The sequence below is a fragment of the Paenibacillus sp. ATY16 genome (genome assembly GCF_003399985.2).
Lineage (GTDB): Bacteria > Bacillota > Bacilli > Paenibacillales > Paenibacillaceae > Pristimantibacillus > Pristimantibacillus glycanilyticus.
In genome coordinates this window covers 26211-51559 of sequence record NZ_NMOK02000033.1, presented here as the reverse complement: position 1 = coordinate 51559, position 25349 = coordinate 26211, and the positions used below count along the sequence as shown (strand labels likewise).

Sequence of the window (25349 nt, the reverse complement as noted above, 5' to 3'; positions counted from 1 at the left end):
TGGCAGCCTCTTTCAACCAAGCAACAATGCTATTCCTTAACTCCGCCAAGCGCTACGCCCGCGATAATGTAACGGGATAACAAGAAGTAAATGACGAATAACGGCAAGGCCGTTAGCGCAAGGCCCATATAGATCGAGCCAAACTCCGTTTTGTAAATATCGCCCCGAAGCAGGCTCACCATGACCGGCAGCGTATACTTTGATTTGTCCGTGAGCAGGATGAGCGGCATAAACAGGTTGTTCCAGCTTGCCACAAAAGCAAAGATGGCTTGCGTCGCAACCGCCGGCATCATAATCGGAATGATGATTTTGTTGAAGGTTGCGAACTCGCCGGAGCCGTCAATACGAGCCGCTTCAACGATCTCGAGCGACAGGGTTGCAAGCAGGTACTGGCGCATGAAGAACACGATGGCCGGCGCAGCGATCGCAGGCAAAATAAGCGGCAGGAAGCTATTTGTCCAATGCAGCTGATACATGAATTGATAGAAGCCAATCGCGCTTGCTTGCGCCGGAATCATCATGACGCACAAGATAAACGTGAAAAACGTTTGACGCCATTTCCAGTTGTACACGACAAGCCCATAGGCCGTCAAAGAAGAGAAATAAACGGCGCAGACGGTAGATGTAGCCGAAATAATGAACGAGTTCAGGAACCCTTTTAACGGATCAAAGCTTTTGCTGGTCAACACGTCCCAGTTGGTCTTGAGATGCGTGGAAGGAATCAGCGATAGACCGCTTTGAATTTCCGCCGTAGAACGCGTCGCATTCACGAACATCACCCAGAATGGAAGGATGCTAAGCAGCGCAAGGCCAATGCAGACAACATAGATAATGGTCTTGTTAATGCCCCGGGAGACCGTTGCTGTTCTCTCTATTTTCGCCATCCCTTACGCCCCCTTTGCCGCTGCTTTTGCAGCTTTCTGTTGCAGCTTCATCTGTTTCCTAAGCTTTGCCTCGCCGCGGTCGCGCATCAGATAGAACAGGACTGCGGACAAGACGGCCGCTATGAGGAACATAATCATGCTTGCCGCTGCGGCTTTGTTGTACATATAGGCTCCCTTGAACGCTTGCCCGTAGATAAATACCGATGTCGTTAAGGTCGCGTTGTCCGGACCGCCCGCTGGAGTGATGAACAGCTGCGGAATATCGAACATCTGCAAACCGCCGATCATGGACGTAACAAGCGAGTACAGCAGGATTGTCCGCAGGCTTGGCAGCGTAACCCGGAAGAAGGTTTGTGTCCCGCTAGCTCCGTCAATAGCCGCCGCCTCAAAGAGTGCCGGGTTAATCCCCATTACGCCTGCGATCAGAATAATCATCGTATTTCCGTACCACATCCAGAACTGGATGAACGAAACAATGCCCCTTGCCGTGTTCTTATCCTGCAGGAACTGAATCGGTGCGTCGCTCCACCCCAGTGCATGGAACAAGCTGTTGACAGGACCCATCGGATAAGCGAACAAGGTGCTGAAAAGCACAGCGATTGTACTCGCCGTGATAATATTCGGCATGTAGAGCAGAACCTTAAATGCGCCTTGCCCTTTAATATTGAGGCGTCTGTTGGTGAACCAGGCTGTAAGCAAGAGCGCAAGGCCGATCTGCGGAATGAAGTTTGCAATCCAGAGGACAAAGGTATTCACAAGAGACTGTTTGAACGAAACGTTGTTGAGAATCAGGTCTTTAAAATTCCCAAACGGATTATCCAGAATATGAACCTGCTTCGGAATAACCCCTTTCATATCCGTGAAGCCGATAAAGGCCGTGTACAGCGTAGGATACAAAGAGAAAATAAGGAACGCTAGTATAAAAGGAATACTGAAAATATAGCCGTATTTCGAGTAATTGACTCCCTTGCGGCGCATGCTCTCACCCCATCAATTGATATAAAGGGGCGGGATCATGCTCCCGCCCCTTGGCGCCTATTATTCGCTTTCGAGACCAAGCTGGTCTTTAACCGTTTGTTTGAAGTCTTTCAGTGCAGCTTCGCGGCTCTTGCTGCCGGAAGCGTAAGCACGGACTTGGTCACGCCAGATCAGGTTGATCGATTCGTCGTATTGCGTCAGGTTTTTGCCCGTTGCGTTTGCGTTAGCCGGAACAAAAGCGTCAAACATGTTTTGTCCGCCAAGCAACGCCACTTCGCCGTTCGACTTCGACATCACGACGGAGGAAGCTACGCTGTCCTTCGTGCCTTGCTCGCCTTCCTTCATCGTGCCGTTCGCCCAGTAGTATTGGAGACCTGTCTCGGAAGTGTCAAGCGTAACCCAATTGATGAAGTCCGCTACCGCTTTCTTCTTCGCGTCGTCCTTCGTTACGTCTTTGTTGGCGAGCAGCCATGTGCCGCCCCAGAAGAAGCCTGTTGGCGGTTCGGTAACTGCCCAATCGCCGTTTGTATCTTTAACTTGATCCTTCATAACGTAGTTAATAAGCCATGCAGGACCAAAGAAACCGAATACCGGTTTAGCGCCTGCGCCGGACATGTCCGCGTACCAAGCTTCCTGCCAGTCCTGCGTACCGTTGCTGTAGCCGTTGTCTGTCAGCTTTTTGGAGAAGTCAAGGAATTGCTCGCGTTTAGGGTCGATATGCAGCTTGCCGTCCACAACCCAGCCTTTGTCGGAGCTGTTCTCGATTGGATGCCAGATGTCGCCGTCGCCGGATACAATTGCGTAGCCTTTTGCTTTCAGCTTATCCGCTGCCGCGAAGTACTTGTCCCAGCCTGGGCCCACTTCGTTCTTGATGGCTGCCGGATCATCCGTTCCGAATACGTCCTTGGCAATCGAACGGCGATAGATAAAGCCGCCGCCGGTTGCTTGGTAAGCAAGACCTTTCAGTTGGCCGTCTTTCGAGCCGATATCAACGGAGTATTGAGCGATCCCCGCGTCTTTAACCATTTGGTCTGTCAACCCCAGATCCGCGTAGTTAGCGGCATAGGTGGCTGCGTCGCCTTGCGTATATTTCAGTACAAACGCCGCTTCCGCAGCGTAGATGTCCGGAGCGTCCTTGCCGCCGCCGGCCAGAGCCTGGTCAAGCGCAGGCTGATAAGCGCCGTCGGTTGTTGCGATTACCGTTGTTTTGAACTCTACGTTTGCGTCAGGATGCGTTTCGATGTACTTTTTGGTCATGTTCGGAATCTCGTCCGTGAAGCTCCAGAGGTTGATCGTGACTTTCTTTCCGTCGCTTTTTGCCGGTTCCGTTGATGCTGTCTCAGATGCTGTCGGGCTTGGGCTAGTTGAGTTTGAGTTCGAATTCGAGTTTGAATTTGAGTTTCCGCCGCATGCCGCGAGAGCCGTAGTCATCACAAGCAGTGTGGAGATCCCCATTAAAGCACGTTTCATTCGTTTCATACTTTGCCTCCCTTTTAATGATCCTTTGTTTTTTGCGCGTTGTTTTGTAACCGCATTCACAATTATATGACCAATTTCTTACAGGCGTAAGGAATCCATTATTGGGAAAAATTCCACTTTTATTGGTTTTTATTCCCAAAGTCATAGGTACGCGGTAACGGAAAAAGGCACCTTTCGTCGATTGACGATAGGTGCCCTGTCATTTTATATGAAAGCCTGCGATTCATTTTCGGGTTCCCATTCTTCTTTTAGCAGTCCATATACCACTCTATCCAAATACGTACCATGCAGCAACTCGTAGTGACGAATGACTCCTTCATTTGTAAACTTCAACCTTTCTGGAATCGCTCTGCTCTTTAGGTTGTTTGCTGCAACTCCAATTTGTACTTTATGAAGTCCCAATTCTTCGAAAGCATGGTTCATTAATAATTTGCATGAGCTTGTCGCTAAGCCTAGCCCCTCATACTCTTTTCCTAACCAATAACCGATTTCCGTTTTTTTATTTTTCCAATCCATATATAAAAAACCTATGGAACCTGCCAGTTTATTGCGATACCAGATCCCGGCCCAATAACCGTCGTTTTCTGAAAATCTTTTTAATGATCTGCGAATAAAAGCATCCGTATCCTCCACTTGATGGGTTAAGTCCGGAAATTCCAGCCATTCCCGAATACTTTCCCGACTGCTATCAATCAGTTGAAAAAGTTCCGTTGCATGCCTGGTTTCTAAAAGAGAAAGGTAAGTTTCGTTATTTATTGTTGCTTTAAACATAGACTACTCTCCTCCGGAGCGGTCACAACCCCCGTCCCTATTCAATTCCCACCATTGGCGTGAAGTTTTTGACATAATATTTCCTTATGTTTAACCGAAATCTTTACCAAATCGAACTCATCGCATTCGATTAATTTACTCATTTTATCTGCCTCTTCCCAAGCCAATTCATACAAACTTTTATCTATAATTCCGCTTGTTAATGCGTCCTCCAGCTCATCCGTATCCTTCCGAATCAATTCACCAGAGGGGAGCAAAATTAAATCCAGATATAAATCTTCCATCCACGGCACATTATTTTCCCCTATTCCGATCCGGGCACAGATATCGATATACCATTGTACGATTTGACCTGCGGTGTTGAACGTGGTGGTTACCGAATAATTACAGCCGATTGGAAAGTGCTGAAGCCACAGATACCCGTTGTCGGCAATGCAAAGCCTTTGATCCCCGTATTGAACAAACAGTGGATCTGCTACTTTCGTTATGTGCAGGAGAGTTACAAAGCCGGTGAATTCTTCCGATTCAATGAATGTTTGAGCATATTCTCTAGCCATGACACGCTGCCAGTCTGCGCGGTCTCCATACTTTCTCTTTAGCACGCGTTACTCCCTCCCCTCAGTTTCTGTTTCCTGTCACAGCCACCAAATCAACGGTATGCAAAAAAGCGGCGTCAGGATGCTGGACAGTCCCATGGCGAAAGCGCTGATGCCGCCTTGAATCTCGGAGTCGCGCATAATGCGCGCTGTACCGATGCCGTGCGCCGCCGTCCCCATTGCAGCACCAATCGCCAGATCGCTGCGGAACCTGAATAATTTAAGTATGGATGGTCCAATCATACTGCCAAGAAGGCCAGTCAGTACGGCAAACACGCCAGCCAGTTCAGGCGTTCCGCCCAGCAGATCCGCAACTTCTATCGCAATAGGCGTTGTAACCGATTTAGGAAGCATCGTGAGCATGATCTGCTTAGAACCGTGAAGAAGACTAACGATTCCCCATACCGCCAGCAGTCCGCATATTAATCCCGCGCCGACGCCTATAACAATGGGCATGAGCTGATCTCTCAGCTTTTGAAAGTTTTTGTAAAAGGGAACCGCTAAAGCGACCGTAGCCGGTCCAAGGAAAAAGGTAATGATATCTCCACCCGCTTTGTAGGCCTCATAAGGAATATCGCCAAGCAGCAGCAGAAGGATAATGCCTCCCGAAGTAACGAACAAAGGGTTTAACCATTTATAGCGGCTATTAAGGAGCTGGGCTCCCACATAAAATAATACGGTGATCGTAATGCCGAACAACGGCTGTTGAAACCAGGCTTCATTCATAGGTACGTTCCTTTGCCTTTCCGGTTTGCCATGCCGTAACGCCGGCTGTGACTAGGATGACAATCATTGTGGAAACAGCCAGCGCAACCGCTATGACCAGCCACTGGTCTCCTATTAAGCCAAAGAACATCATCGTGCCCACGATAACGGGAGCAAAAAAAATCATCATATGCTTCAGAAAAAATTGTGCCGTCTCCTCAATCCAGGCCAGCTTCACCCAGCCTGCAAACAGGCTGATGACAAGCAATACCATTCCGATTACGTTCCCCGAAATCGGTACGGACAGCAGGGAATGTATTGCGTTGCCCAATAGCGTGTACCCCAGCAATATAGCTAATCCTCTCATAGGTTGGTTCCCCTTTTTCGTATAAGTGTTAGTTACTAGCTTACCAGCAAGGTGTATAACGATAAAGAGCCCGCCGATAATTATCGGCGGGCTCTTGCGTTAATCTAATATTTATTTAAAGGCCAAATATTTCGCCCTCGTTTCCGGCGTGATCATATTGGGACTTCTTTCGAGCAACAGATCAGCATCCTTAAGAGCCTCGGGAGGCAAGTTCCCGGAATTAACCTCGCTGATAATTTGAGACATTTTGGTGTACTCTTCTTCTGTAATAATATGATATCCCATTTCTTTTATATATTTTTCTCTATCGGAGAAAGATAATTTTTCTATCCCTCCTTCTCTTTTAAGTATTGGCTCAGCGTCTTTTAGAGCAGAAAAGGGAAGCTCTCCTTTGTTAAATGAAATAATAACGTTGATCATTCTCTCATAATCTGTTTTTGTTATCCTGGTCTCAGTAGGAATCAACTCCCCTTCAAGAACAGTCTCATAATCATCTACAACAAGCTTCCCTTTCTTCTTAACAAAAGTGACAGCTTCCACCGTCTTATAATAGGCCGGTTCGCTGGTTAACGTGACATAGGTAATAACGGCATTCATTCCGTCGATTCTACTCCTGTAATCAATCACCCAAGGGCTCGATACGCCTATATTGTAATTCCAGTCCTCACCGCTCCTGATGATCTGTTCTTGCACGAACTTTTCTCTCGCCTTTGCGGACATCATCTCATAACGGGGTTTCCCGTCCCGCGACTTAAGCGCATCCGCCCAAATCGCAGTCAGATTTTCTATCGCGGCATCAGCTGTTAGCGTGGCTTCCTCCTTTTGCTTTCCTTCCGAGCTTGCATTGGTTAATGCAGTACCTCCTACTAACAAGAGAACTACAACGCCAACCAGAGACCACCTATAGGAGTTTTTTACGGGTGAGGTGATCATCATTAGTCTCCTCTTAAGCTCTTTTTTACTCCCCAAAATACTTGCAGCTCCTGCCAGTCGAATGGGTTTAGCAAATAGCTCCAACAATTTGATTATCGTTAAGGCGTACTCCTTGGATTCCTCCGGCGTGACTCTCGATAAAGCCAACGCGTCGCAGGCTAATTCCTGGTCTATCCGCATTTTGCGATAGGCATACCAGAGAAACGGATTAAACCAATGCAGTGCCAGCAAAAGGCTCATAACCCCGTTCAAGGCGATATCCTTTCGGCGTACATGCGACAATTCATGCAAAAACACATACCGCAGCTGCGCCTCGCTTAACGCTTCTAGAGCCATGCCGGGCAACAACAGCTTCGGTTTAAATAACCCGAACAAGGTAGGACTGGATACTCGATCCGTCTGCATTAACCCGATCCTTCCACGCAGGTTTATTTCTTCTTTACAGCTTTCAAACAAAGCAGCGATGCCTGGATCCATTATGGCCCTTTCGCCTTTTATGCTCCTAGCAAAACGCAGATTGGCTGTAAACATCATACCAAGGAACGCAACGGCACCAACCAGCCACACGATTGAGGCGACTTGCAGAGGCGCAGCCGGTGTGGCCGATTTTTTAATCGCCGAATCCCTTTGAACCGCTGCTAATGCATCTTGAGGCGACTGAATTAATTGCGTTGTGTTTACTCCTTCCATTTCCGGCTTCACTGCAGGAGTAATTATCGTCTCGTTCCCGGCTGCGAAGTGATTCTTTTCTCCAAATAGATGGGAGATATTATATACGCTAAACGAGCTTTCTGGCGCCCACGGGAGCACGAGCCGCAGAATCAAGAGGAGCCACAGCAGATATCCCCATCTAGGCTTTAATTTATCTCGCAGCAACCCTTTCGCACCTAAAATAAATACGATCAGAACGCTGGCCATCAGCGAGGTAGACAAGATCCAGGCAAAAAAATCGGAAAGCCGAACGGTCATCTGTCTTATTCCTTTCTTTCATCCAGAATGCTTTTCAGCTCATCAATATCCTCTTGCGACAATTTCTCGTGTTTCAGAAAGTTAACCAGCATCGGCTTTAATGCAACGCTTCCGTATAATCGTTTCAAAAAAGACTCCGTCTCGGCCCTCGTTGTTTCTTCTTCTGTAACCAATGGAGTATAGACGTAGGGTTTGCTGTGTGAATCAAAGGTTATGACTTCTTTTTGAACCAGTCTGGTAAGCAGGGTTCTAATGGTTTTGGGGCTCCAATCGTTAACACCTGCTAAAGCCTCAATCACCTCGCTTGCGTTCATGGGCGATTTCGCCCATAACACCTTCATGACTTCCCATTCCGCGTCGGATATGCGGGACATCTCTTTCATAGGCTCATGCCTCCACTCTATGACTACATATGTAATCAATATTACAACTGTAGTCAATACTACAATTGTAATCAAGCCTTGTCAAGCCATTATGCGATGCATGTAAGCAAACTAAGCTTCTATGCCATTAACATTCAGCCCCGTAAATAAATCGCGTAAAAAAAGATACCTATCGTAAAATAACGATAGGCATCTTATGTTAACTTCGGCTAGAAGCAGCTTATTTCCCTTCCACCACGATCCCTCTGTAGATTCCGCCTTTCAGGCGATGCTGCAATGCTTCTTGATATGCCGGGCTGTAATACCATGCCTTTGCTTCATCCATGCTAGGGAATTCAAGAATAGCAGCTCCTTCCGCATCCGGTCCTTCCAGCACTTCATAATGACCGTACATGGCAACCGGTTTAACGGGATGTCCCTCCAGCCCGGCCGGGGCTTTCGAGGCATAAATCTTTAATTCATCCGGATCAACCGTCTTCTCCCGGATAAAAACAACGTAAGCCTTCATGGAATTATCCCCTCTCCTCAATTTCCTCTAATCAGGATAACTCCACAAGGGATAATCGTAAAATTTGTATATTTCATCGTTTTCATAAATGAAATTCATATAGAAGCTATCTAAGCCCCAAGCTCGCCTTACGGCTTCATTAATAGAATGGCAGGCTACTTACTCATTCATAAATTTTATTCATTAAAACAATTAAAAATATGAATTTTATTTATTTTAATATGAAGCGTAGACTAAAGCAGGTAGAAGAAAGCTTGCCTAACACAAGGAGGATATAAAAAATGAACTTTTCATCTTATGATAAGGAATTCCAAGGAAAACGGGCTCTAATTACGGGAGGAACGCAAGGCATGGGGCTTGCGATTGTCAAAAGATTGGCCGGTGCTGGCGCTACGGTGTTAACGACTGCAAGAAATTTTCCAACTGATTATCAGATTCCGAACGTGCATTTTGTACAAGCAGACATAACAAAGCCCGAGGGAACCAAATCTATTGTTAATGCCGTAAAAGAAAAGCTCGACGGAATTGACATCATAATTAACACGGTTGGCGGCTCCAACTCACCCGCAGGCGGAGCATTGGCGTTAACCGATGAGCATTGGCTTGAGGAGCTAAACATGAATCTGCTTGGTTCTGTTCGTTTGGACCGCAGCTTGCTTCCGATCATGCTGGAGCAGGGCAAAGGAGTCATCATTCATGTCAGCTCTATCCAAAGAACGCTTCCCTTATACGAATCCACTCTGGCCTATGCCGCGGCAAAAGCCGCTTTGGCCACGTACAGTAAAGGCTTGTCCAACGAATTCGCGCCAAAAGGAATCCGCGTCAACGCTATCGCTCCCGGCTTTATTCAGACCGAAGCGGCCAACCGTCTCATCGACCGCCTTGCCGTTACTGCAGGAAGCCGCGAAGCAGCGCTGAATCAGCTGATGGATTCCCTTGGAGGCATTCCGTTCGGCCGTCCGGGATTGCCCGGAGAGGTCGCCGAGCTTGCCGCATTCCTTGCATCCGATCGCGCAGCCTCTATCCACGGCAGCGAATATGTCATTGATGGCGGGACGATACCTACCGTTTAATCTTCCTCAAGGAGGTTCATTCTATGATCATAGTGTCAGTTGTCGAAGGAAAATAAAGGATTAGATTGGCCGCGAAAATAGAAACAGCGATAGCCATGGACTGAAAAAAGTCTTAGACTATCGCTGTGCCAATTCCAATCGCGGCAATCCCTTACATATTCCTCTCAAACAATAAACCCAGTTGTTCAGCCAATGCATGATGAGTGATCGGTTTATCATTCATAATCCACCATTCCAATACCCCGACGAATGCGGATGCTACAAACCTCACGATTACCTCATCTTGTAATCCCTGGTTTTTCCCCTTGGTAACGTCCACCTCTTGCTTAAATTCTTCGATAAAATAGTTAAGGAACCGAGTGCGGAAATAAGGAGCTCCTTTACTTGCTAACATCAAAGAAAAGAAAGAATAATTTCGTTCAAAATATTCGGTCCATAGCGTTGCGCCCCTAAAATAGTCCACATCTGCATCCCTGCAAATTTCCCGGAGCTCATTGATATGCGACTCGACAAGCTTATCGAGTAAATCAAATTTGTCTAAGTAATGAAGGTAAATGGTCCCCCGACTCACATTGGCCTTGTCCGATATGTCTTGAATCGTAATGTCGTCGAAATTCTTTTTAGACATCAAGTCAATAACCGCGTTCTTGATTGCTTCTTGCGTTTTACCTATTCTTCGATCCACTTTAGACATCAAAGTCACCAGACCTTCAAGAAATAATAAACAATGATCTAACCTTTGTTCACTAATTAACAAATTGCGCTGATCTAACAATTGCGGGTTTTCGGTACCGGAATATAATTATATACATGTTCACAAATATATCAATGTCTATTAATACACAGCTGTTAACTTTTGAGTAGCCAATCAAATTAAAAAAAGTATGGAGGAATTATGCATGCAAAATGACATGAAAATGGACGTAACATTCGAGAGTGCTGGAGTGAAGATTGCCGGCCATCTATACACCCCAAAAGGAGAGGTTGGCGGTCTGCGCCCTGCGATCGTCGTGGGCCATCCCGGCACCGCCGTAAAGGAGCAGAGCGCTGGACTCTACGCGAAACGCCTTGCTGAGCAAGGCCTCATCACACTTACCTTTGATGCGGCCTATCAGGGAGAAAGCGGAGGCGAGCCACGGGGGGTGGAAGACCCGGCCCATCGAGTGGAAGACTTCAAAGCCGCCGTCTCGTTCCTTAGCACACTTAACGAAGTCGATCCGGAGCGCATCGGCGCACTTGGCATCTGCGCCTCTGGCGGTTACGTTATTCCGGCCACGGTTACCGACCACCGCATTAAGGCCGTTGCCACTGTTAGCGCGGCCGACATCCATCTTCAATTCCGGAAAGGAAGTGACGGCAAGCAGGACCCTGCTGTTTTCAGGGGCATGCTCGATGCTGCGGCGAAGGCTCGCACTTCGGAAGCCCGCGGAGAAGGAATCGGCGTGTTTCCGATCTTTCCTGAGACCGAAGACCAAGCTCGCGCAATCGGTGATCTGCACGCCTTCGAGGGATGGGAATATTATTGCACCGATCGCGCGCAACACCCACGCTCGGCTAAGTATTTTACCTGGAACAGTATTGACCGAATCGCCTATTTTGAAGCGTTCCGGTTCATTGACCAAATCTCTCCTCGTCCGCTCCTCATGATCGCCGGAAATCAAGCGGTCACGTCGTGGATGACGACCGAAGCCATCGCGAACGCAAAAGAGCCAAAGGAACTGTTCTGGATGGATGGCGCCACCCATGTTGATACGTACGACAAGGATGAATACGTAACGACTGCGGTTTCGAAGCTTGCGGAGTTTTTCCGTACAAATCTGTCCTAACAAAAAACGGAGGTGTCCCTAAGTCATGAAAATGACGATGGGACACCTCCGTTTTTATCTGGTCGTGCTCTAAGCTATCTAAGCTTAACAGGCAGGCCGGTTCTTGCGGATTCATTGGCTGCCATCGTTACGCGATGCGTCTCCCAAGCATCCTCGTAGCTGGACAGAATCTGGCTCCTGTCGCCTGTTCGGACGGCATGAAGGAAAGCTTCGTTCTCCCGTACGTACGGATTATTGGAGGATTTGTACTCGGTCTTCTTATCGGCTTCGATATCCGCAAGAGCTTCGCCCGTAACCTGCAGTACGCCCGTGTTCGTGTAGATTTGAAGCCCGGCATGGCCCCCGGCCGGAATCGCGCATGTATTGCTGATCGTGGCAACGGCCCCGCTCGCCAGCTTGATTGTTACCGTACCCACATCCGGCACCGTAACGCCCTCTTCCACCTGAGCCATATGTCTACTGCCATACGCCGCGTAGACTTCATTGACTTCGCCCAGCAAATAACGGGTCAAATCCACGATATGCGTCGTCTGCTCCACGAACTGTCCGCCGGAGGTCTCCATCTTGCGCCACCAGTATACGCCCGGCATCGAGCCCATCCATTGCCCCAAAGCCATCAGCGGCGTGCGGTCGGCAAGAAGCTCCTTCGCATGGTTTGTGCTGTCCATATAACGGAAATGATAACCAACCGATGTAATAAGTCCTTTATCTGCAATCGCCTGACGGATCCGGGAAGGTGTCTCCTCGTCTACGCCAATCGGCTTTTCGACGAGGAAAGGAATCCCCCGCTCCGCAAGCGCTAATTCAATCTCGCCATGGGCAAAAGGCGGCGTGCAAATATAAACCGCATCCAGCTTGCGGTCCTCAAGCATCGCTTCAATCGTGTCGTACCCGCGAGCGTCGCTATAAGGCCTTGCTGCCGTTTCCGCCTTTTCGAGGCTTGTCCCGCAAAAAGCGCTGACGCTTACCCCTTCCATCGCAGCAAGCTTTTCCGCATGCATCCGTCCAAACCAGCCCGTTCCCGCAATACCAATTCGAAGAGTCACTCTACATTCCCACCTAACATCGTAGTTTTATGCCTTCCCCCTAATGTTTACTTGCGTCCCGATGGATGTCAAGGAGATCTTTGCCGCCAAGCGGCAGCTCGACCTTAAACGAGGTTTTCCCTTCGGCACTCGCTGCGGAAATCTGGCCATGATGCAGCTCGACAATATTCTTGGCGATCGCGAGGCCAAGCCCCGAGCCGCCGGTATTCCGGGAACGGGACTGCTCGCCGCGATAGAACCGTTCGAACAATAACGGAATAACCGAAGCCGGCAAAGACTCTCCGTAATTCGCGATCTCAACGACGGCCAGCCCCCCCTCGCTCCATATCGCGATATCGATCTGCCTGCCTTCTTTTCCGTATTGAATGGCATTAACGACCAGATTCTCGAACACCCGGACCAGCTTGTCTCCGTCCGCATCGACGAGGATCGAATGATCCGGAAGCGCCAACCGGCACTTCACCTCCGCCTGCTCGAATTGCAACCGGAATTGGGCCGCCAATTGGCCAATCATCTCTACCAGATTGATGGGGGACAGCCGAAGCCCTATTCCGCCGCTTGTCCTCGTATATTCAAATAAATCGTCGATCATTGACTTCAGACGAGTCGATTTCTCGTAAGCGATTTGAACGTAATGCCTCAGCTCCACCTCATCCCGGTAACGGTCTTCTTCGATCAGGCCCAGGTACCCGACAATAGACGTTAGAGGCGTGCGCAAATCGTGGGATACGTTGGTCACAAGCTCGGCTTTTGTCCGTTCCGTGCGCCGCTCCTCCTCGATGGAGAGCTTAAGCTGGGCTGTCATTTTATTAATATTTTCCGCCAATGCCCCAAGCTCGTCTCCGCCTCGCACCGGCAACCGGGATTCGAAATCCCCGCCGGCAATCCGTTCGATTCCTTGCGAGATTCTCATTAAGTAACGGATGGTCGAACGGCTTAAAGCAAAGAAATAGATGAAGAAAAAAACAAGGCTGACGGTAATATACATCGTTAAAATTCCAAATTTATCAAAGACCTCCCTCAGCAGAGGGGAAAGATAAAACATATCGATACTGTACGCGGCGATCGCGGTCAGATATAGCAGCCCCGTCGTGAAGAACGAGGCAAGCACGCTTAGCCCGAACAGATACAGCATTTTAAAACGAAGGCTTTTCCACGGTTTACGGCTCAATTTTGTACCCTACTCCCCATACGGTCTGAATCAGCTTAACGCCGCCCAGCTCGCTCTCCAATTTATCCCGAAGCTTGCTGATATGAACCATTACGGTGTTGTTGGACTCGAGGAACTTGTCCTTCCATACCGCTTCAAAGATGGCCTCCGCGCTAAACACCTGCCCGGGATGGCTCGCCAGCAGGTACAAAATATCAAACTCCGTAGACGTCAGATTAATCCCCCGGTCCTCCACCGTTACGGTATGCGATTTCTTGCTTATTTTAAGCGAATGCAACTGGATGATGTCTTTATCCTGATCCTGCGCCGTTTGAAGCTGCGTATTCAAATAAATGGACCTGCGGAGCAGCGACTTCACCCTTGCAATCAGCTCCAGCGCGTTAAACGGCTTCACCATGTAATCGTCCGCGCCTGTCGTCAGCCCCATGATCTTGTCCATGTCCTCCGCCTTGGCGCTTAGCATCAGGATTGGAATGCCGTACTCCGCGCGTACCGCCCGGACAACCTCGAGACCGTTCATCTCCGGCATCATCACGTCGAGGATCATTAATTGGACGGATTCCTTGGCGATCAGCTCCATGGCCTCCCGGCCGTTGCCCGCAATAAGCACTTGGTATCCTTCATTGGTTAGATAGATTTTGATCAGCTCCGCGATTTCGAGGTCATCGTCCGCGATCAGAATTTGAATGGTATTCATGAGATCTCCCCGTCTATTTGGTTAATGAATGTGGCTATAGTGTATCAGAAATATTCTCCAGAGCGGACAGCCCCAATCACAAATAAGAAATTCTTAAGGTTTCCTTCAGGATGTCTTACGAACCTCCGCGGCCCTGCGCGTTATCTTGGATATAGAGCAACGGACAAGAACAATACCCGGAGGTATGAATAGATGAAAACAAAGCTATACGTGCTATACGGTGGCAAATCCGTCGAACATGAAGTGTCGTTAAAAACAGCCGTCACCGTCCTTCATTCCATTGATGAAAGCCGCTACGAGGTTTATCCCGTCTACATTACCCGCGAAGGCTTGTGGTGTACGCAGCCCGGGCCTATTGCCAAGGATGAGCTAACGATTGAACGGTTGATTGCAACGCCTACGTTTCCGGACCCCGCCCGTTCCATCGGCGAGATTCTGTCGGGCATCATGGCGCTGCCTGGCCCAAAAGTCGTTTTGCCGCTCCTGCATGGTCCCAATGGAGAAGACGGTACGGTACAAGGACTGCTGGAACTCGTGAACGTTCCTTATGTGGGGAATGGCGTGCTATCGGCTGCATTAACCTTGGACAAGGCAATGTCGAAACAGGTGCTGGCCCAAGCCGGCATTAACCAGACGGAATATAGGGTGTACCGCTGCGAGGAGTGGACAACGGATGAGGCAGCCGTATTACGCAAGGCGGAGGATGCCATTGGATATCCGTGCTACGTGAAGCCCGCTTCCCTTGGCTCCAGTATCGGCATCAGCCGGTGCACGGACCGCGGAGAGCTCCTATCTGGGATCCGCGAAGCCTTCTCTTACGATAAAAAGATAGTCATCGAACGCGAAGTAAACGGCAGAGAAATTCAAGTCGCCGTTATCGGCAATGAGAGTCCGCAGGCCTCGCTGCCCGGCGAGTTTATTCATGATCATGTTTTCTTCGATTACGAATCCAAATACATGGACAAGCGGCTTACCATGCAGATTCCCGCCAAGCTGGCGGAAGGCTTGACTTCGCGAATCCGCGAGCTGGCGGTCCGCGCCTACCAAGCCCATGGCTGCGAGGGCCTTGCCCGCGTCGACTTCTTCCTTGACGGAGAAGGCCAACTGTACCTGAACGAGATAAACGCACTGCCCGGTTTTACGAATTTCAGCATGTACCCGGTTATGTGGGAGCGCACGAACGGCACGGCTTATTCCGCGCTGATCGAACAATTAATCGGGCATGCGGTCGCCCGCCATCAAAATAAACAAACGCTTCAATATACCAAATAAGCGAGCGAGGTGAGCCGTATGTTAAGAGATACTTGGGCTGAAATTAGTTTGAGCCGTATTCGGGAGAATATGCTGAACATTCGCTGGTCTCTTCCCGGTTCGGTGAAGCTGATGGCTGTCGTCAAGGCGAATGGCTACGGGCATGGCGACGTCGAGTCGGCCAAGGCTGCGATGAAGGCCGGCGCGGATTATTTGGCGGTTGCCTACCTGGAAGAAGCGGTTCGGCTGCGCAATGCCGGATTACAGCTGCCTATTCTCGTATTAACGCCTATCCGGCCGGAGCATGTGCCATTGGCTCTGAAGCATGACCTCTCCTTAACCGTAACAAGCGCCAAATGGTTTTGCGAGATGCGGGCTTTCAAGCCTTGCGGCTCCGCTGGCAAGCTGCGTGTTCATGCAAAGATGGATACGGGGCTTGGGCGAATCGGCATCCGGACCAAGCAAGAATGGGATGAGCTTGTCCCTTGGCTGCACGCTGAGGATGTTGAGATGGACGGCTTTTACACGCATTTTGCGACGGCCGGACAGGAGGATACCCGCTTTCTGGAGCAGCAGGCTGCCCGCTTCCTTGATATGAAGGAATGGGCACGCGCCTCCGGGCTTGCGATTCGTCATTATCATTGCGCGGGCAGCATTGCGGCGCTGAGATTTCCTCATCTGGCAATGGATATGGTGCGGATCGGAGCGGCGATGTACGGCTTTTACCCTGCAAAGCTTGCTTGTCCGGTTAAGCTGGAGCCTGCTCTAAGTCTTCACAGCCGTCTGATTCAAGTGAAGAAGCTGGCTAAAGGGGAATATATCGGCTACGACAATTCCTATCAGGCTAAGGAGGAGGAATGGATCGGAACGGTGCCAATCGGTTATGCCGACGGCTGGGCGCAGCGGATGCAAGGCACGGATGTGCTGATTGGCGGCCGTCGCGCTCCTATTGCGGGCAAAATCTCCATGGACCAGCTGATGATCAAGCTTCCCGGACCATTCGAGGAAGGAACTCCGGTTACCTTGATCGGTACCCAAGGCGGGCAGCGTATTACGTTTGCCGAGCTTGCCGCCCATATCGGAAGCGTTGCGCAGGAAGTCTCCGCTTCGCTTGGCGTCCGGGTAACGAGAACCTATAAAGATATCGAGGAGGTACGTGCAAGATGGGACAAAACAACTTGGCCGGACGACATCAGTCAGGCCGTCATATAACGTTTCACACAACCATTCAAACCGCCAATTCCGGCGTTCATAAAGGACATCTGGTCTTGATTAATCGTGAAAATCCAATCCGGCAAATTCCTTCTTCCGACCGTTTGGCGCCAATCCGTTCGTTCCCGGCTATCCACACGCTGAAGGATGGCATGAGGCTAGAGCGAACCTGCTTGCGCCAGTTGGCCGAGCTTCTTGAGGCCAGCGAAGGGATAGACGATATAATCGCGGTCAGCGGCTATCGGACCAAGCATGACCAAGAGCAGATTTACAGCTCCTCATTAGCCGATAACGGCGCGGATTACACGGCGCGTTATGTCGCGTTGCCCGACCGGAGCGAGCATCAGACGGGGCTGGCTATCGACGTCGGCCGGCTCAGCAAGGAGATTGATTTTATCGCACCGGCGTTCCCGGACACGGATGTCTACAAGACCTTCAAGCAGCTTGCCGCACAATTTGGGTTCATTCAACGTTACAAGGAAGGCAAGGAGGCCTTGACTCAAATCTCGTGCGAGCCTTGGCATTTCCGTTACATCGGTTATCCCCATGCAGACATCATGGAGGCGAACGATTGGTGCCTTGAGGAATATATCGACGTACTTAGAAGCTATGTCTACGGCAGCGAACATCTATTATTCGAGGATGATCATTCCTTGGCCGAAATCTATTTCGTGGCGGCAGACACGGGAGCTTCGACGTCCATTCCCCTTATCCCATGCGATCGCTTCAGCTTGTCCGGGAATAACGTTGACGGCTTTATCGTGACCGCGTTCAAGGATAAAAGCAGGCAATCCCATGTCTAGAACGGAATATGGCGGACTCGATTGGCTCAAATTCGCAGCCGCTCTGCTCGTTGTTGCCAATCATACCAGCCCGCTTCTGTCATACAGCGCTGCCGCCGATTTTCTTGTAAGCAATCTGCTTACGCGTATTGCCGTTCCCGTCTTTTTTATGACAGCCGGATTCCTGTTGTTCCGCAAGCTGCCCGGCAATCCGTTAACGGATCGAAAAACTGTTCAAGGCTACCTGCTGAAAATTGTAAAGCTCTACGCCATTGCCATTGTCCTGTACATTCCGCTGAACCTATATACCGGTTATTTCTCCGAACCCTTAACGGCGTATTCCGTCATCAAAGACATCGTGTTTGACGGAACCTTTTATCACCTATGGTATTTGCCGGCGTTAATAATCGGCCTGTTGATAACTTATTCGATGGTAAGGTTCCTTCCGATGAATGCGGTGCTGGCTTCTGCCGGAGTCTTATACACTATCGGGCTGCTTGGGGACAGCTACTATGGCATTGCGCAAAACAACGCAGGGCTGGCCTCTATCTACGAAGCGATGTTTACGGTGTTTGATTACACCCGCAACGGGCTTTTCTATGCCCCTCTTTATCTGGCAATGGGAGCTTGGGCAGCCAAACAGCCTCCTCCGGCCCGAAAACCGATCGCGAATGCGGCTTTGTTTGCGGTTTTTCTTGGACTCATGTTCGCCGAAGGGATGCTCCTTCACTCCTCGGGAATTCCGCGGCATGACAGCATGTATGTGTTTGCGGTTCCCGCGGTCTATTTCTTATTCCAATGGTCCATGCAGTGGAAGGTTCCGGCCAGCAAAAGGTTCCGGGAGTGGCGGACTTGGGTGTATATTCTGCATCCCTTGGCCATTGTGCTTGTCCGCGGAGCAGCCGAAGCCGCGCATCTGGAGCGGCTGTTTATCTCGAATAGTCTGCTTCATTTCGCCGCCGTTTGCTTGCTGTCGATTGGGTTGTCCGCGCTTATCGCATGGCTTTTGGAAACCATCCGTAAATTACGAAATCCTATCCGGATGTGGATAACAACTCCTGTGAATAAGTGGATAACACTTCGAAAATGAACAGTTGTCCGATAGAAAGCGCTCTTAATATGTGTATAACTTTGTGAATAACTGTGGACAACACGTATGTTGCATAGGCTTATTTGACTACGTTCGTTTCCAAATCGCATCACGGTAGGCCGTTGGCGTCTCCCCCATACGATTTTTAAACGTTCGCGTAAAAGCATACAAAGAGGAATAACCGGTCGTATAAGCAACCTCCGTAATGGAGGCATCGGTCTCCGCAAGAAGCCGCTTGGCAGATTCCATCCTTACCTGCGTGATGTAATCGCTTGGCGGCATTCCAGCCTTTTCCGAGAAAGCAACGGAGTAATACGTCCGGTTCATTCCCGCTGCCTTGGCTGCCTGCTGGACCGTGATTCCTTCCGTGGCATGCTGCCGGATATAGGACATGCTTTGCTTGACCCAATCCGTGGCATTCAGGGCATAAGCGGGGGGACCGTCCGGCATAAGGCTGCCAATAGACGGTACAGCAGGCTTTGCATTTCAAGCGATCGAATATGTGCGCTCTCCGTCTCCCCGCTCCTCATCATATCAAGCAAGCAATTAAGGGCCCGCTCCGCCTCTTGCGTCCATCGGTTCTCCAAAAACGGCCTTTCGTAACTTATGCCGGTGAGCGCCAGCATCTCTGCCGCGCGTGGACCATCCATCACAATCCAGCTCATCCTAGGCGGCTTTTCCCCTTCAATCGCATAGTACGCACAGGTACGCGCAGGGAACAAGCAGAACAGATCCCCGGCAGACAGTGTTACGCAATTCCCCGCATCCCACTCTACCCGAACAAAGCCTTCCTTTACGATATGCAGGCTGTAGCTCTCAATCCTTTTGGGTCCGGCACCGTAGCCTTGCCTGGTCTCCGTTATGCCCCCTCTCACGGGCCATATCGAACATTGCTTGTCCAGCTCGCTTATCGCATGAAACAGAAACTCGGCGGTTTCGAAGCCTGCCGAACTATTGCCATTCATCACAATCCGCCCCCTACCTGACAAATTGGTAAATCAACCATACATGATGCTATTTTATGACTGCCTCCTATCCATTACAATGATTGGCATGGAGGCGATTTTCTCTTGAAAAAACCAAACATTTTGTTGATTACAAGCGATCAGCAGCACTGGAATACGCTAGGTTATTTCAATAACGAATTAAGCACGCCCAATTTAGACCGGCTTGTTCAGTCCGGCACAACCTTTACGAGAGCCTACTGTCCGAATCCGACCTGCACGCCAAGCCGTGCATCCATTATTACTGGCCAATACCCAAGCCAGCATGGCGCTTGGACGCTCGGAACCAAGCTTCTGGAAGACCGGCACTTCGTCGGGGAAGATTTTCATTCAGCCGGCTACAAAACCGCGCTGGTCGGCAAAGCCCATTTTCAGCCGCTGTCTTCAACGGAGGAATACCCGTCGCTTGAGGCTTACCCGGTCCTTCAAGATTTGGAGATGTGGAAGCAATTCAACGGGCCTTTCTATGGCTTCGAGCATGTCGAGCTCACGCGCAATCATACCAACGAAGCTCATGTAGGCCAGCACTATGCCTTATGGATGGAGGAGAAAGGCTGCGTCAATTGGCGGGATTATTTCCTTCCTCCAACAGGCAGCATGGATCCCGCCATCACGTACAAGTGGCCAATTCCCGAAAAGTACCACTACAATACCTGGATCGCGGAGCGCACGAACGCGCTTATGGAGCAATACGCCGAAGAAGACAAACCGTTCTTCCTCTGGTCCAGCTTCTTCGACCCGCATCCGGAATATCTGGTGCCAGAGCCGTGGGATACGATGTACGATCCGGATTCCCTGACGATTCCGGATATCGTGCCAGGCGAGCACGACAAAAATCCGCCTCATTTCGGACTCACGCAAGAGGACAATCCGGACTTCTCCCCTTGGGCGGAAACGGGCAACGGCATTCACGGGTACCGTTCGCACCATTACTATGAATACGGCGAGCGGAAGAAGCTTACCGACTACGACAAGAAGAAGCTGGTCGCCGTCTATTACGGCATGATCAGCATGATGGACAAATATATCGGCACGATCCTCGATAAGCTCGAAGAGCTTGGCATTGCGGACAACACGGTTGTCGTTTTTACGACGGATCATGGCCATTTCTTCGGCCAGCACGGCCTGCAGGCCAAAGGCGGCTTCCATTACGAGGACCTGATCCGCCTGCCGTTTATCGTGCGTTATCCGGGGCAGGTTCCGGCGGGAGTAACGTCGGACGCGATCCAATCGCTGGTTGACCTTGCGCCAACGTTCCTGTCGCTCAGCGGCATTCCGATCCCGCATGCGATGACCGGCGTCGATCAAAGCGAGGTGTGGAAAGGCACGGCATCCGCTGCGAGAGATCATGCCATCTGCGAATTCCGTCATGAGCCAACAACCATTCATCAGAAAACGTACGTCGACCAGCGTTACAAAATCACAGTCTATTACAACCAAACCTACGGCGAAATCTTCGATTTGCAGGATGACCCAAGCGAGCTCAACAACTTGTGGGACGATCCGGCATACGCGGCGCTGAAGTCCGAGCTGCTGCTCAAGTACATCTGGGCGGAGCTTGGCAAGGAGCCGATGCCGATGCCGCGTATTTCGGGCGCGTAGGCTGAATAATAGGAAGGGTTATCCCCGTCATAAAGCGACGCGGAATAGCCCTTTTTTATTGCTGCATTTCCCCATGTCCCTCTCTCCGCATGAAAAAGCGCCACGTTGGATTCCCAGCTTCCATACCTGTTATGACCGCAAAAAACCGGGCCTGCACGCTGCAGACCCGGTTTTCTTAAGTTGGCGTGAAGGCAGATCAGCCCAAGTTAATGGCCCGAATCTCCTCCAGCGGAATCTTCGGCTTGCGGTCCTCCGTGAGCAGTCCGTTAATCTCCTGCTGCACGTCGGCCACCTGCGTATAGCAATAGCCGCAAATATAATCGACGGACTTGATGGCTTGCGTAAGTCCCTTGAAGCGTTCCGTAAAGGCCTCTACCGAATCCACCTGCTCCCCGTAGCCCCAGCCCTTGTCGGACTGGAACGCAATACCGCCGAATTCGCTGATGATAATCGGCTGTCCCCGGTAGCCGTAGCCCTCGGCAAAGGCATATTTCCAATGGTTGCAGGTCGTCTCGCGCGACATGATAGCATCCTTGTTATCCCGGTACCGCTTCAGGAAGCCGTCCCCGGTCTGGACGTAATCATGCAGCGTCACGATATCCGATACGGTATGCTCCCAGCCGTCGTTGACGATAACCGGGCGATTCGGATCGAACGACTTCGTGAGATGGTAGATGCCTTCCGTGAACTTCTGCTGCCGCTTGTCGCGAAGGATGTTGCCAATCCCCCACGATTCGTTGAACGGCACCCATGTAATGATGCTTGGATGGTTATGCTGCTGCTTGATAATTTCAAGCCATTCTCTCGTGAACGCCTCGACCGCGCGGTCATGGAACTCGAAGGTCGCCGCCATCTCCGACCAGACGAGCAGTCCCTTTACGTCGCACCAATAGAGAAAACGGGCATCCTCGATCTTCATATGCTTGCGCACGCCGTTGTAGCCCATCGCCAGGATCAGGTCGATATCCCGGGTCAACGCTTCTTCGCTTGGCGGCGTCAGATGGCTGTCCGTCCAGTAGCCCTGGTCCAAAATAAGCCTTTGGTAGATTGGCGCGTTGTTCAGCAGCACTTTTCCGTTCTCGATGGATATTTTCCGCATGCCGAAATAAGAAAGCGTACGGTCGACGACACGCCCGCCCGAGGTCAGGACGAACTCCACGTCGTACAAATTCGGACGGGCCGGCGTCCAATACGCCCGCTTCCACGGTCCGTTTGCTTCGTGGTGAAGATCAACCTCAACCGTGAGGCACGGACGATCAATCCCCAGCGCAACCCGCTTTACGGGCTGCCCTTTGAATGACACGATAGCCTCCAGCAGCAGATCGCCGCCGGGACGGACGCCGTTTACCTCGTAATCGAACCGAACGACATGGCGGTCGAGATCCGGCGTTATTTTGACCGACTCCAGCCGCTCTTCTTCCACGTATTCCACCCATACCGTCTGCCAGATGCCCGTCGTTTGCACGTAGAAGCATTCAAAGTTGTCCGGCACCCAGCGCTGCTTGCCCCTCGGTTGATAGCAGCTGTTGCTGTCCGTTACTTTCACCGCTATCCGGTTATCGGCTCCGAACTTCAGATACGGCGTCATGTCGATGGAGAATGCCGCATAGCCGCCTTGATGACTTCCGGCCAGCTCGCCGTTAATCCATACTTTGGCGTCGTAATCTACCGCCTGAAAATGCAGGATCGCCCGCTCGCCCTCCGCTTCGGCCGGAACGGAGATCACTCTGCTGTACCACACATAAGGATGAAAGCTTTCCTCGCCAATGCCGCTGGCTTTGGTTTCGTACGTAAACGGTACGTTAATCCGGTGCGTTGCCTCGAATGCCTCCTGCCACTTCTCGCGCTCGCCGGCATTTGCGTCGTCGAAGCGGAAGTCCCATTCGCCGTTCAGATTATGCCAATCGCCGCGCACGAGCTGGGGTCTAGGATAGTCCTTGCTATATGATTTCGTCGTCATGCGTACCTCCTGCTCCTATACCTTGCCTTGGAATACCGCTGCATAGATGGAAGACGGGCGAAGAGGAACGCCATGCTGCCACTCATCTGTCGGAACGGTACGATTGCGGCAGATGATGTTCTCCGGCTCGAACACATTGTTGATCTCGTCGTAACCCTCGCCGGTGATTTCGTACAGCACCATCTCACCTTCTGCTTCGAAATCAGCCAGATTCAGCACCGCATTTACTTCATTCAGCCCGCGGTTAACGATAAATACCGTAACGGTATCGCCTGCTCCGTTAACTCCCGCCGCGATGTCCAGCTCCGGCAGCCCGTTCAGCTCTACCGGCGTCTCCTTTAGCGACGGCACGGCAAACGTCGCGCAATCCGCCCGCACGGGAAGCATATGCTGAAGGTCGCGGTTCGCGTACAGCTTCATGACCTCGTAGGTCGGCGTCCCGTACACGTCAAGCGGCCGATTGCTCCAGCCAGGCAGCTTGCCGCAGTATTGGTCGGCATAACAATCGCCCACCCGGATGCAGCCGCCGAGCCACCCGTTGACCAGATCGGAGAAGCTGCCGATATGCACCATGTCGCTTGAACGAAGCATTTCGTTCAGATTGGCGGCATTGGCAACGGCCGCGCCAAGCGTATGCTCGTTCGGCAGCCCTTTGCGGATCGTATTCGGATAATACATGGTGTTGTATTCCGTAATGGCGATTTTGACATGGGCGTGCTTCGGATTTGCCTTGATGCTGTCCGTCGTCTCCCGCAGGTAATGCCGCGTGAACTCGGGATAAGCCGCAATGGCTTTATACCGGTCCTCCGGAGGCGTGCTTCGGTTCATGCCGAAAGGTCCGTAGCCATGGTAGATATGCAGGGTCAAATAGTCGATCAGCTCGCCGGCCTGCTCGAGCACCGGCTTGTTCCATGCCTGGTCGTAATGGCCGCAGGCCAGAAGCACGATGGAAGGGTCCGCCGCTTTCATCGCTTGAGCGAACGATACTGTGCGCACCGCGAACTCCTCGGCGGAGCAGGTTCCTACCTGCCAGCCTCCCCATACCTCGTTGCCAATTTCCCAATATTTCACGCCGTACGGTTCGGGATATCCGTTTGCGGCGCGCAAAGCGCCCATCGGCGTATCGGCCGCGCCATTGCAATATTCGATCCATGCCGCCGCCTCTTCCGGAGTGCCGGATCCGTCGTTCACGCAAATGAGAGGCTCAACCTGCAGCTCCCGGCAGAAGGCGATAAATTCGTCCGTACCGAAATATTTGCTCGTCCAGCCGCCCCATGCCTCGTTGTACATAACGGGTCTTTCCAGCACGGGACCAACGCCATGCTCCCAATGGTAGGCGCTGATGTAGTTGCCGGCCAGCCTCATCATGCCGGCGTTCAGCTCTCTCGTCATATCGACGACCTCACGCTTCACCAGGGCGATATTGTCTGCTGCAAGCAAGGATACGTGATCGAGCCATAGCATGCCGGTCGACACGTGATCCGACCAGCGAGGATGGTCGCCCGGGATATAGACGCGAAGCTCGGCGTCGGCGCAAGCGCGGGAGACGGCTAAGTCGACTTCGTATTCCCGCCAGTTATGACCGGCGAGCTCGATAACGACTGAACCAAGGTTTTCCTCCGTATGCCGGTCCACCGCTTCCACCACCAGCCGCTTCAGCTCAATCGACGCGCGGGCAACGACTTTTACCTTATAATCGGCAGGCCCTTTGAGGGCGGCCTTCTGCGCGATTCCGGCATAGGCCTCATCATCGCTTAACAAACGGATGCGCTGCGCCCGTCCGGAATGCTTAGGCGCGGGCGCCTCAAGTGCGTATTTCGTATTGCGGCCGTTCGTATAGGCTTGCCAGCTTCCGGATATTTCCCGCTTCGTTTCAGACTCGCTCTCGAAGTCCATATCCTTTAGCGGGAAGGCCAGCATGGCTTCCATATGATCGCGGATATCCTCGACAAAGTGACCGAACAGGAACGGGTTGACGGCATGCCGACTCGCTCCGGCGCAATCGACGGTTATGTTAGCTTTGTTAGTCAAAATGAACCTCCATAGAAATCGTTAGTATAGT

25 protein-coding genes are annotated in these 25349 nt (G+C 51.1%); 7 read left to right on the top strand and 18 right to left on the bottom strand.

Annotated features, from left to right (window positions below; all coding sequences use genetic code 11):
• Positions 1–29 precede the first annotated feature (29 nt).
• The 10 genes from CFI03_RS18860 to CFI03_RS18815 form a co-directional block, all read right to left on the bottom strand.
• Positions 30–884 (bottom strand): carbohydrate ABC transporter permease, encoded by an 855-nt coding sequence (locus tag CFI03_RS18860; RefSeq protein WP_127492480.1) that lies wholly within the window; start codon positions 882–884, stop codon positions 30–32.
• 3 nt (positions 885–887) lie between these two features.
• Complete coding sequence (locus CFI03_RS18855; RefSeq protein WP_248758553.1) at positions 888–1862, bottom strand: carbohydrate ABC transporter permease; 975 nt, start codon at positions 1860–1862, stop codon at positions 888–890.
• 60 nt (positions 1863–1922) lie between these two features.
• Complete coding sequence (locus tag CFI03_RS18850) at positions 1923–3341, bottom strand: ABC transporter substrate-binding protein (protein ID WP_248758552.1); 1419 nt, start codon at positions 3339–3341, stop codon at positions 1923–1925.
• 204 nt (positions 3342–3545) lie between these two features.
• The gene (locus CFI03_RS18845) at positions 3546–4112 is read right to left on the bottom strand and encodes a GNAT family N-acetyltransferase (protein ID WP_248758550.1); all 567 of its coding nucleotides are present in this window, start codon (positions 4110–4112) and stop codon (positions 3546–3548) included.
• A 41-nt stretch (positions 4113–4153) separates the two neighbouring features.
• Positions 4154–4714: a ribonuclease FAU-1 family protein gene (locus CFI03_RS18840; RefSeq protein ID WP_248758548.1), complete on the bottom strand. Its 561-nt coding sequence runs from the start codon at positions 4712–4714 to the stop codon at positions 4154–4156.
• 33 nt (positions 4715–4747) lie between these two features.
• On the bottom strand, positions 4748–5434 hold the full coding sequence (locus tag CFI03_RS18835) for an LrgB family protein (RefSeq protein ID WP_248758546.1): 687 nt from the start codon (positions 5432–5434) through the stop codon (positions 4748–4750).
• Positions 5427–5780 (bottom strand): CidA/LrgA family protein, encoded by a 354-nt coding sequence (locus CFI03_RS18830; protein WP_248758544.1) that lies wholly within the window; start codon positions 5778–5780, stop codon positions 5427–5429. Before CFI03_RS18830 ends, CFI03_RS18835 begins: the two co-directional genes overlap by 8 nt.
• Positions 5781–5891: 111 nt before the next feature.
• A complete protein-coding gene (locus CFI03_RS18825) occupies positions 5892–7682 on the bottom strand; it encodes a M56 family metallopeptidase (RefSeq protein WP_248758542.1) in 1791 nt (596 codons plus the stop codon).
• Positions 7683–7687: 5 nt separating this feature from the next.
• Positions 7688–8065, bottom strand: coding sequence for a BlaI/MecI/CopY family transcriptional regulator (locus CFI03_RS18820; RefSeq protein ID WP_127492464.1), 378 nt, complete (start codon positions 8063–8065; stop codon positions 7688–7690).
• Between the two features lie 220 nt (positions 8066–8285).
• Positions 8286–8573, bottom strand: coding sequence for a DUF1330 domain-containing protein (locus tag CFI03_RS18815; RefSeq protein ID WP_248758540.1), 288 nt, complete (start codon positions 8571–8573; stop codon positions 8286–8288).
• Positions 8574–8854: 281 nt separating this feature from the next.
• Here CFI03_RS18815 and CFI03_RS18810 point away from each other — a divergent pair, with 281 nt between their 5' ends.
• The gene (locus CFI03_RS18810; protein ID WP_248758538.1) at positions 8855–9646 is read left to right on the top strand and encodes an SDR family oxidoreductase; all 792 of its coding nucleotides are present in this window, start codon (positions 8855–8857) and stop codon (positions 9644–9646) included.
• A gap of 151 nt (positions 9647–9797) precedes the next feature.
• On the opposite strand, the gene CFI03_RS18805 is transcribed toward CFI03_RS18810, so the two are convergent.
• Complete coding sequence (locus CFI03_RS18805) at positions 9798–10340, bottom strand: TetR/AcrR family transcriptional regulator (protein ID WP_248758537.1); 543 nt, start codon at positions 10338–10340, stop codon at positions 9798–9800.
• Between the two features lie 205 nt (positions 10341–10545).
• Here CFI03_RS18805 and CFI03_RS18800 point away from each other — a divergent pair, with 205 nt between their 5' ends.
• Positions 10546–11472, top strand: a complete 927-nt coding sequence (locus tag CFI03_RS18800) for an alpha/beta hydrolase (RefSeq protein WP_248758535.1) — start codon at positions 10546–10548, stop codon at positions 11470–11472.
• A 74-nt stretch (positions 11473–11546) separates the two neighbouring features.
• Here the strand turns inward: CFI03_RS18800 and CFI03_RS18795 are convergent, their stop codons facing one another.
• The 3 genes from CFI03_RS18795 to CFI03_RS18785 are packed head-to-tail and all read right to left on the bottom strand — an operon-like array spanning position 11547 to position 14386.
• Positions 11547–12518: a Gfo/Idh/MocA family protein gene (locus CFI03_RS18795; protein ID WP_248758533.1), complete on the bottom strand. Its 972-nt coding sequence runs from the start codon at positions 12516–12518 to the stop codon at positions 11547–11549.
• Positions 12519–12558: 40 nt separating this feature from the next.
• A complete protein-coding gene (locus CFI03_RS18790) occupies positions 12559–13689 on the bottom strand; it encodes a sensor histidine kinase (RefSeq protein WP_248758532.1) in 1131 nt (376 codons plus the stop codon).
• Entirely contained in the window at positions 13679–14386 is a 708-nt protein-coding gene (locus CFI03_RS18785) for a response regulator transcription factor (RefSeq protein ID WP_201007830.1), read from the bottom strand. Before CFI03_RS18785 ends, CFI03_RS18790 begins: the two co-directional genes overlap by 11 nt.
• A gap of 192 nt (positions 14387–14578) precedes the next feature.
• Here CFI03_RS18785 and CFI03_RS18780 point away from each other — a divergent pair, with 192 nt between their 5' ends.
• From CFI03_RS18780 to CFI03_RS18765, 4 genes are read left to right on the top strand one after another with little or no spacing between them, the layout of a single operon-like run.
• Positions 14579–15658, top strand: coding sequence for a D-alanine--D-alanine ligase family protein (locus CFI03_RS18780; RefSeq protein ID WP_248758530.1), 1080 nt, complete (start codon positions 14579–14581; stop codon positions 15656–15658).
• Positions 15659–15676: 18 nt separating this feature from the next.
• Positions 15677–16849 (top strand): alanine racemase, encoded by a 1173-nt coding sequence (gene alr, locus CFI03_RS18775; RefSeq protein WP_248758529.1) that lies wholly within the window; start codon positions 15677–15679, stop codon positions 16847–16849.
• Positions 16801–17652 (top strand): D-alanyl-D-alanine carboxypeptidase family protein, encoded by an 852-nt coding sequence (locus tag CFI03_RS18770; protein WP_248758528.1) that lies wholly within the window; start codon positions 16801–16803, stop codon positions 17650–17652. Before alr ends, CFI03_RS18770 begins: the two co-directional genes overlap by 49 nt.
• Positions 17645–18721: an acyltransferase gene (locus CFI03_RS18765; RefSeq protein ID WP_248758523.1), complete on the top strand. Its 1077-nt coding sequence runs from the start codon at positions 17645–17647 to the stop codon at positions 18719–18721. Before CFI03_RS18770 ends, CFI03_RS18765 begins: the two co-directional genes overlap by 8 nt.
• An 87-nt stretch (positions 18722–18808) precedes the next feature.
• Here CFI03_RS18765 and CFI03_RS18760 read toward each other — a convergent pair whose 3' ends face one another.
• Both CFI03_RS18760 and CFI03_RS18755 read right to left on the bottom strand, forming a co-directional pair.
• A complete protein-coding gene (locus tag CFI03_RS18760; protein ID WP_248758521.1) occupies positions 18809–19114 on the bottom strand; it encodes a helix-turn-helix domain-containing protein in 306 nt (101 codons plus the stop codon).
• A 26-nt stretch (positions 19115–19140) separates the two neighbouring features.
• Entirely contained in the window at positions 19141–19686 is a 546-nt protein-coding gene (locus tag CFI03_RS18755) for an AraC family ligand binding domain-containing protein (RefSeq protein WP_248758520.1), read from the bottom strand.
• Positions 19687–19791: 105 nt separating this feature from the next.
• Between CFI03_RS18755 and CFI03_RS18750 the strand changes: the two genes are divergently transcribed.
• On the top strand, positions 19792–21327 hold the full coding sequence (locus CFI03_RS18750; RefSeq protein ID WP_248758519.1) for a sulfatase family protein: 1536 nt from the start codon (positions 19792–19794) through the stop codon (positions 21325–21327).
• Positions 21328–21523: 196 nt separating this feature from the next.
• On the opposite strand, the gene CFI03_RS18745 is transcribed toward CFI03_RS18750, so the two are convergent.
• Together CFI03_RS18745 and CFI03_RS18740 are read right to left on the bottom strand one after the other, a co-directional pair.
• A complete protein-coding gene (locus CFI03_RS18745; protein ID WP_248758517.1) occupies positions 21524–23287 on the bottom strand; it encodes a glycoside hydrolase family 2 protein in 1764 nt (587 codons plus the stop codon).
• Positions 23288–23302: 15 nt separating this feature from the next.
• A complete protein-coding gene (locus CFI03_RS18740) occupies positions 23303–25318 on the bottom strand; it encodes an alpha-L-arabinofuranosidase C-terminal domain-containing protein (protein WP_248758516.1) in 2016 nt (671 codons plus the stop codon).
• Between the last annotated feature and the right edge of the window lie 31 nt (positions 25319–25349).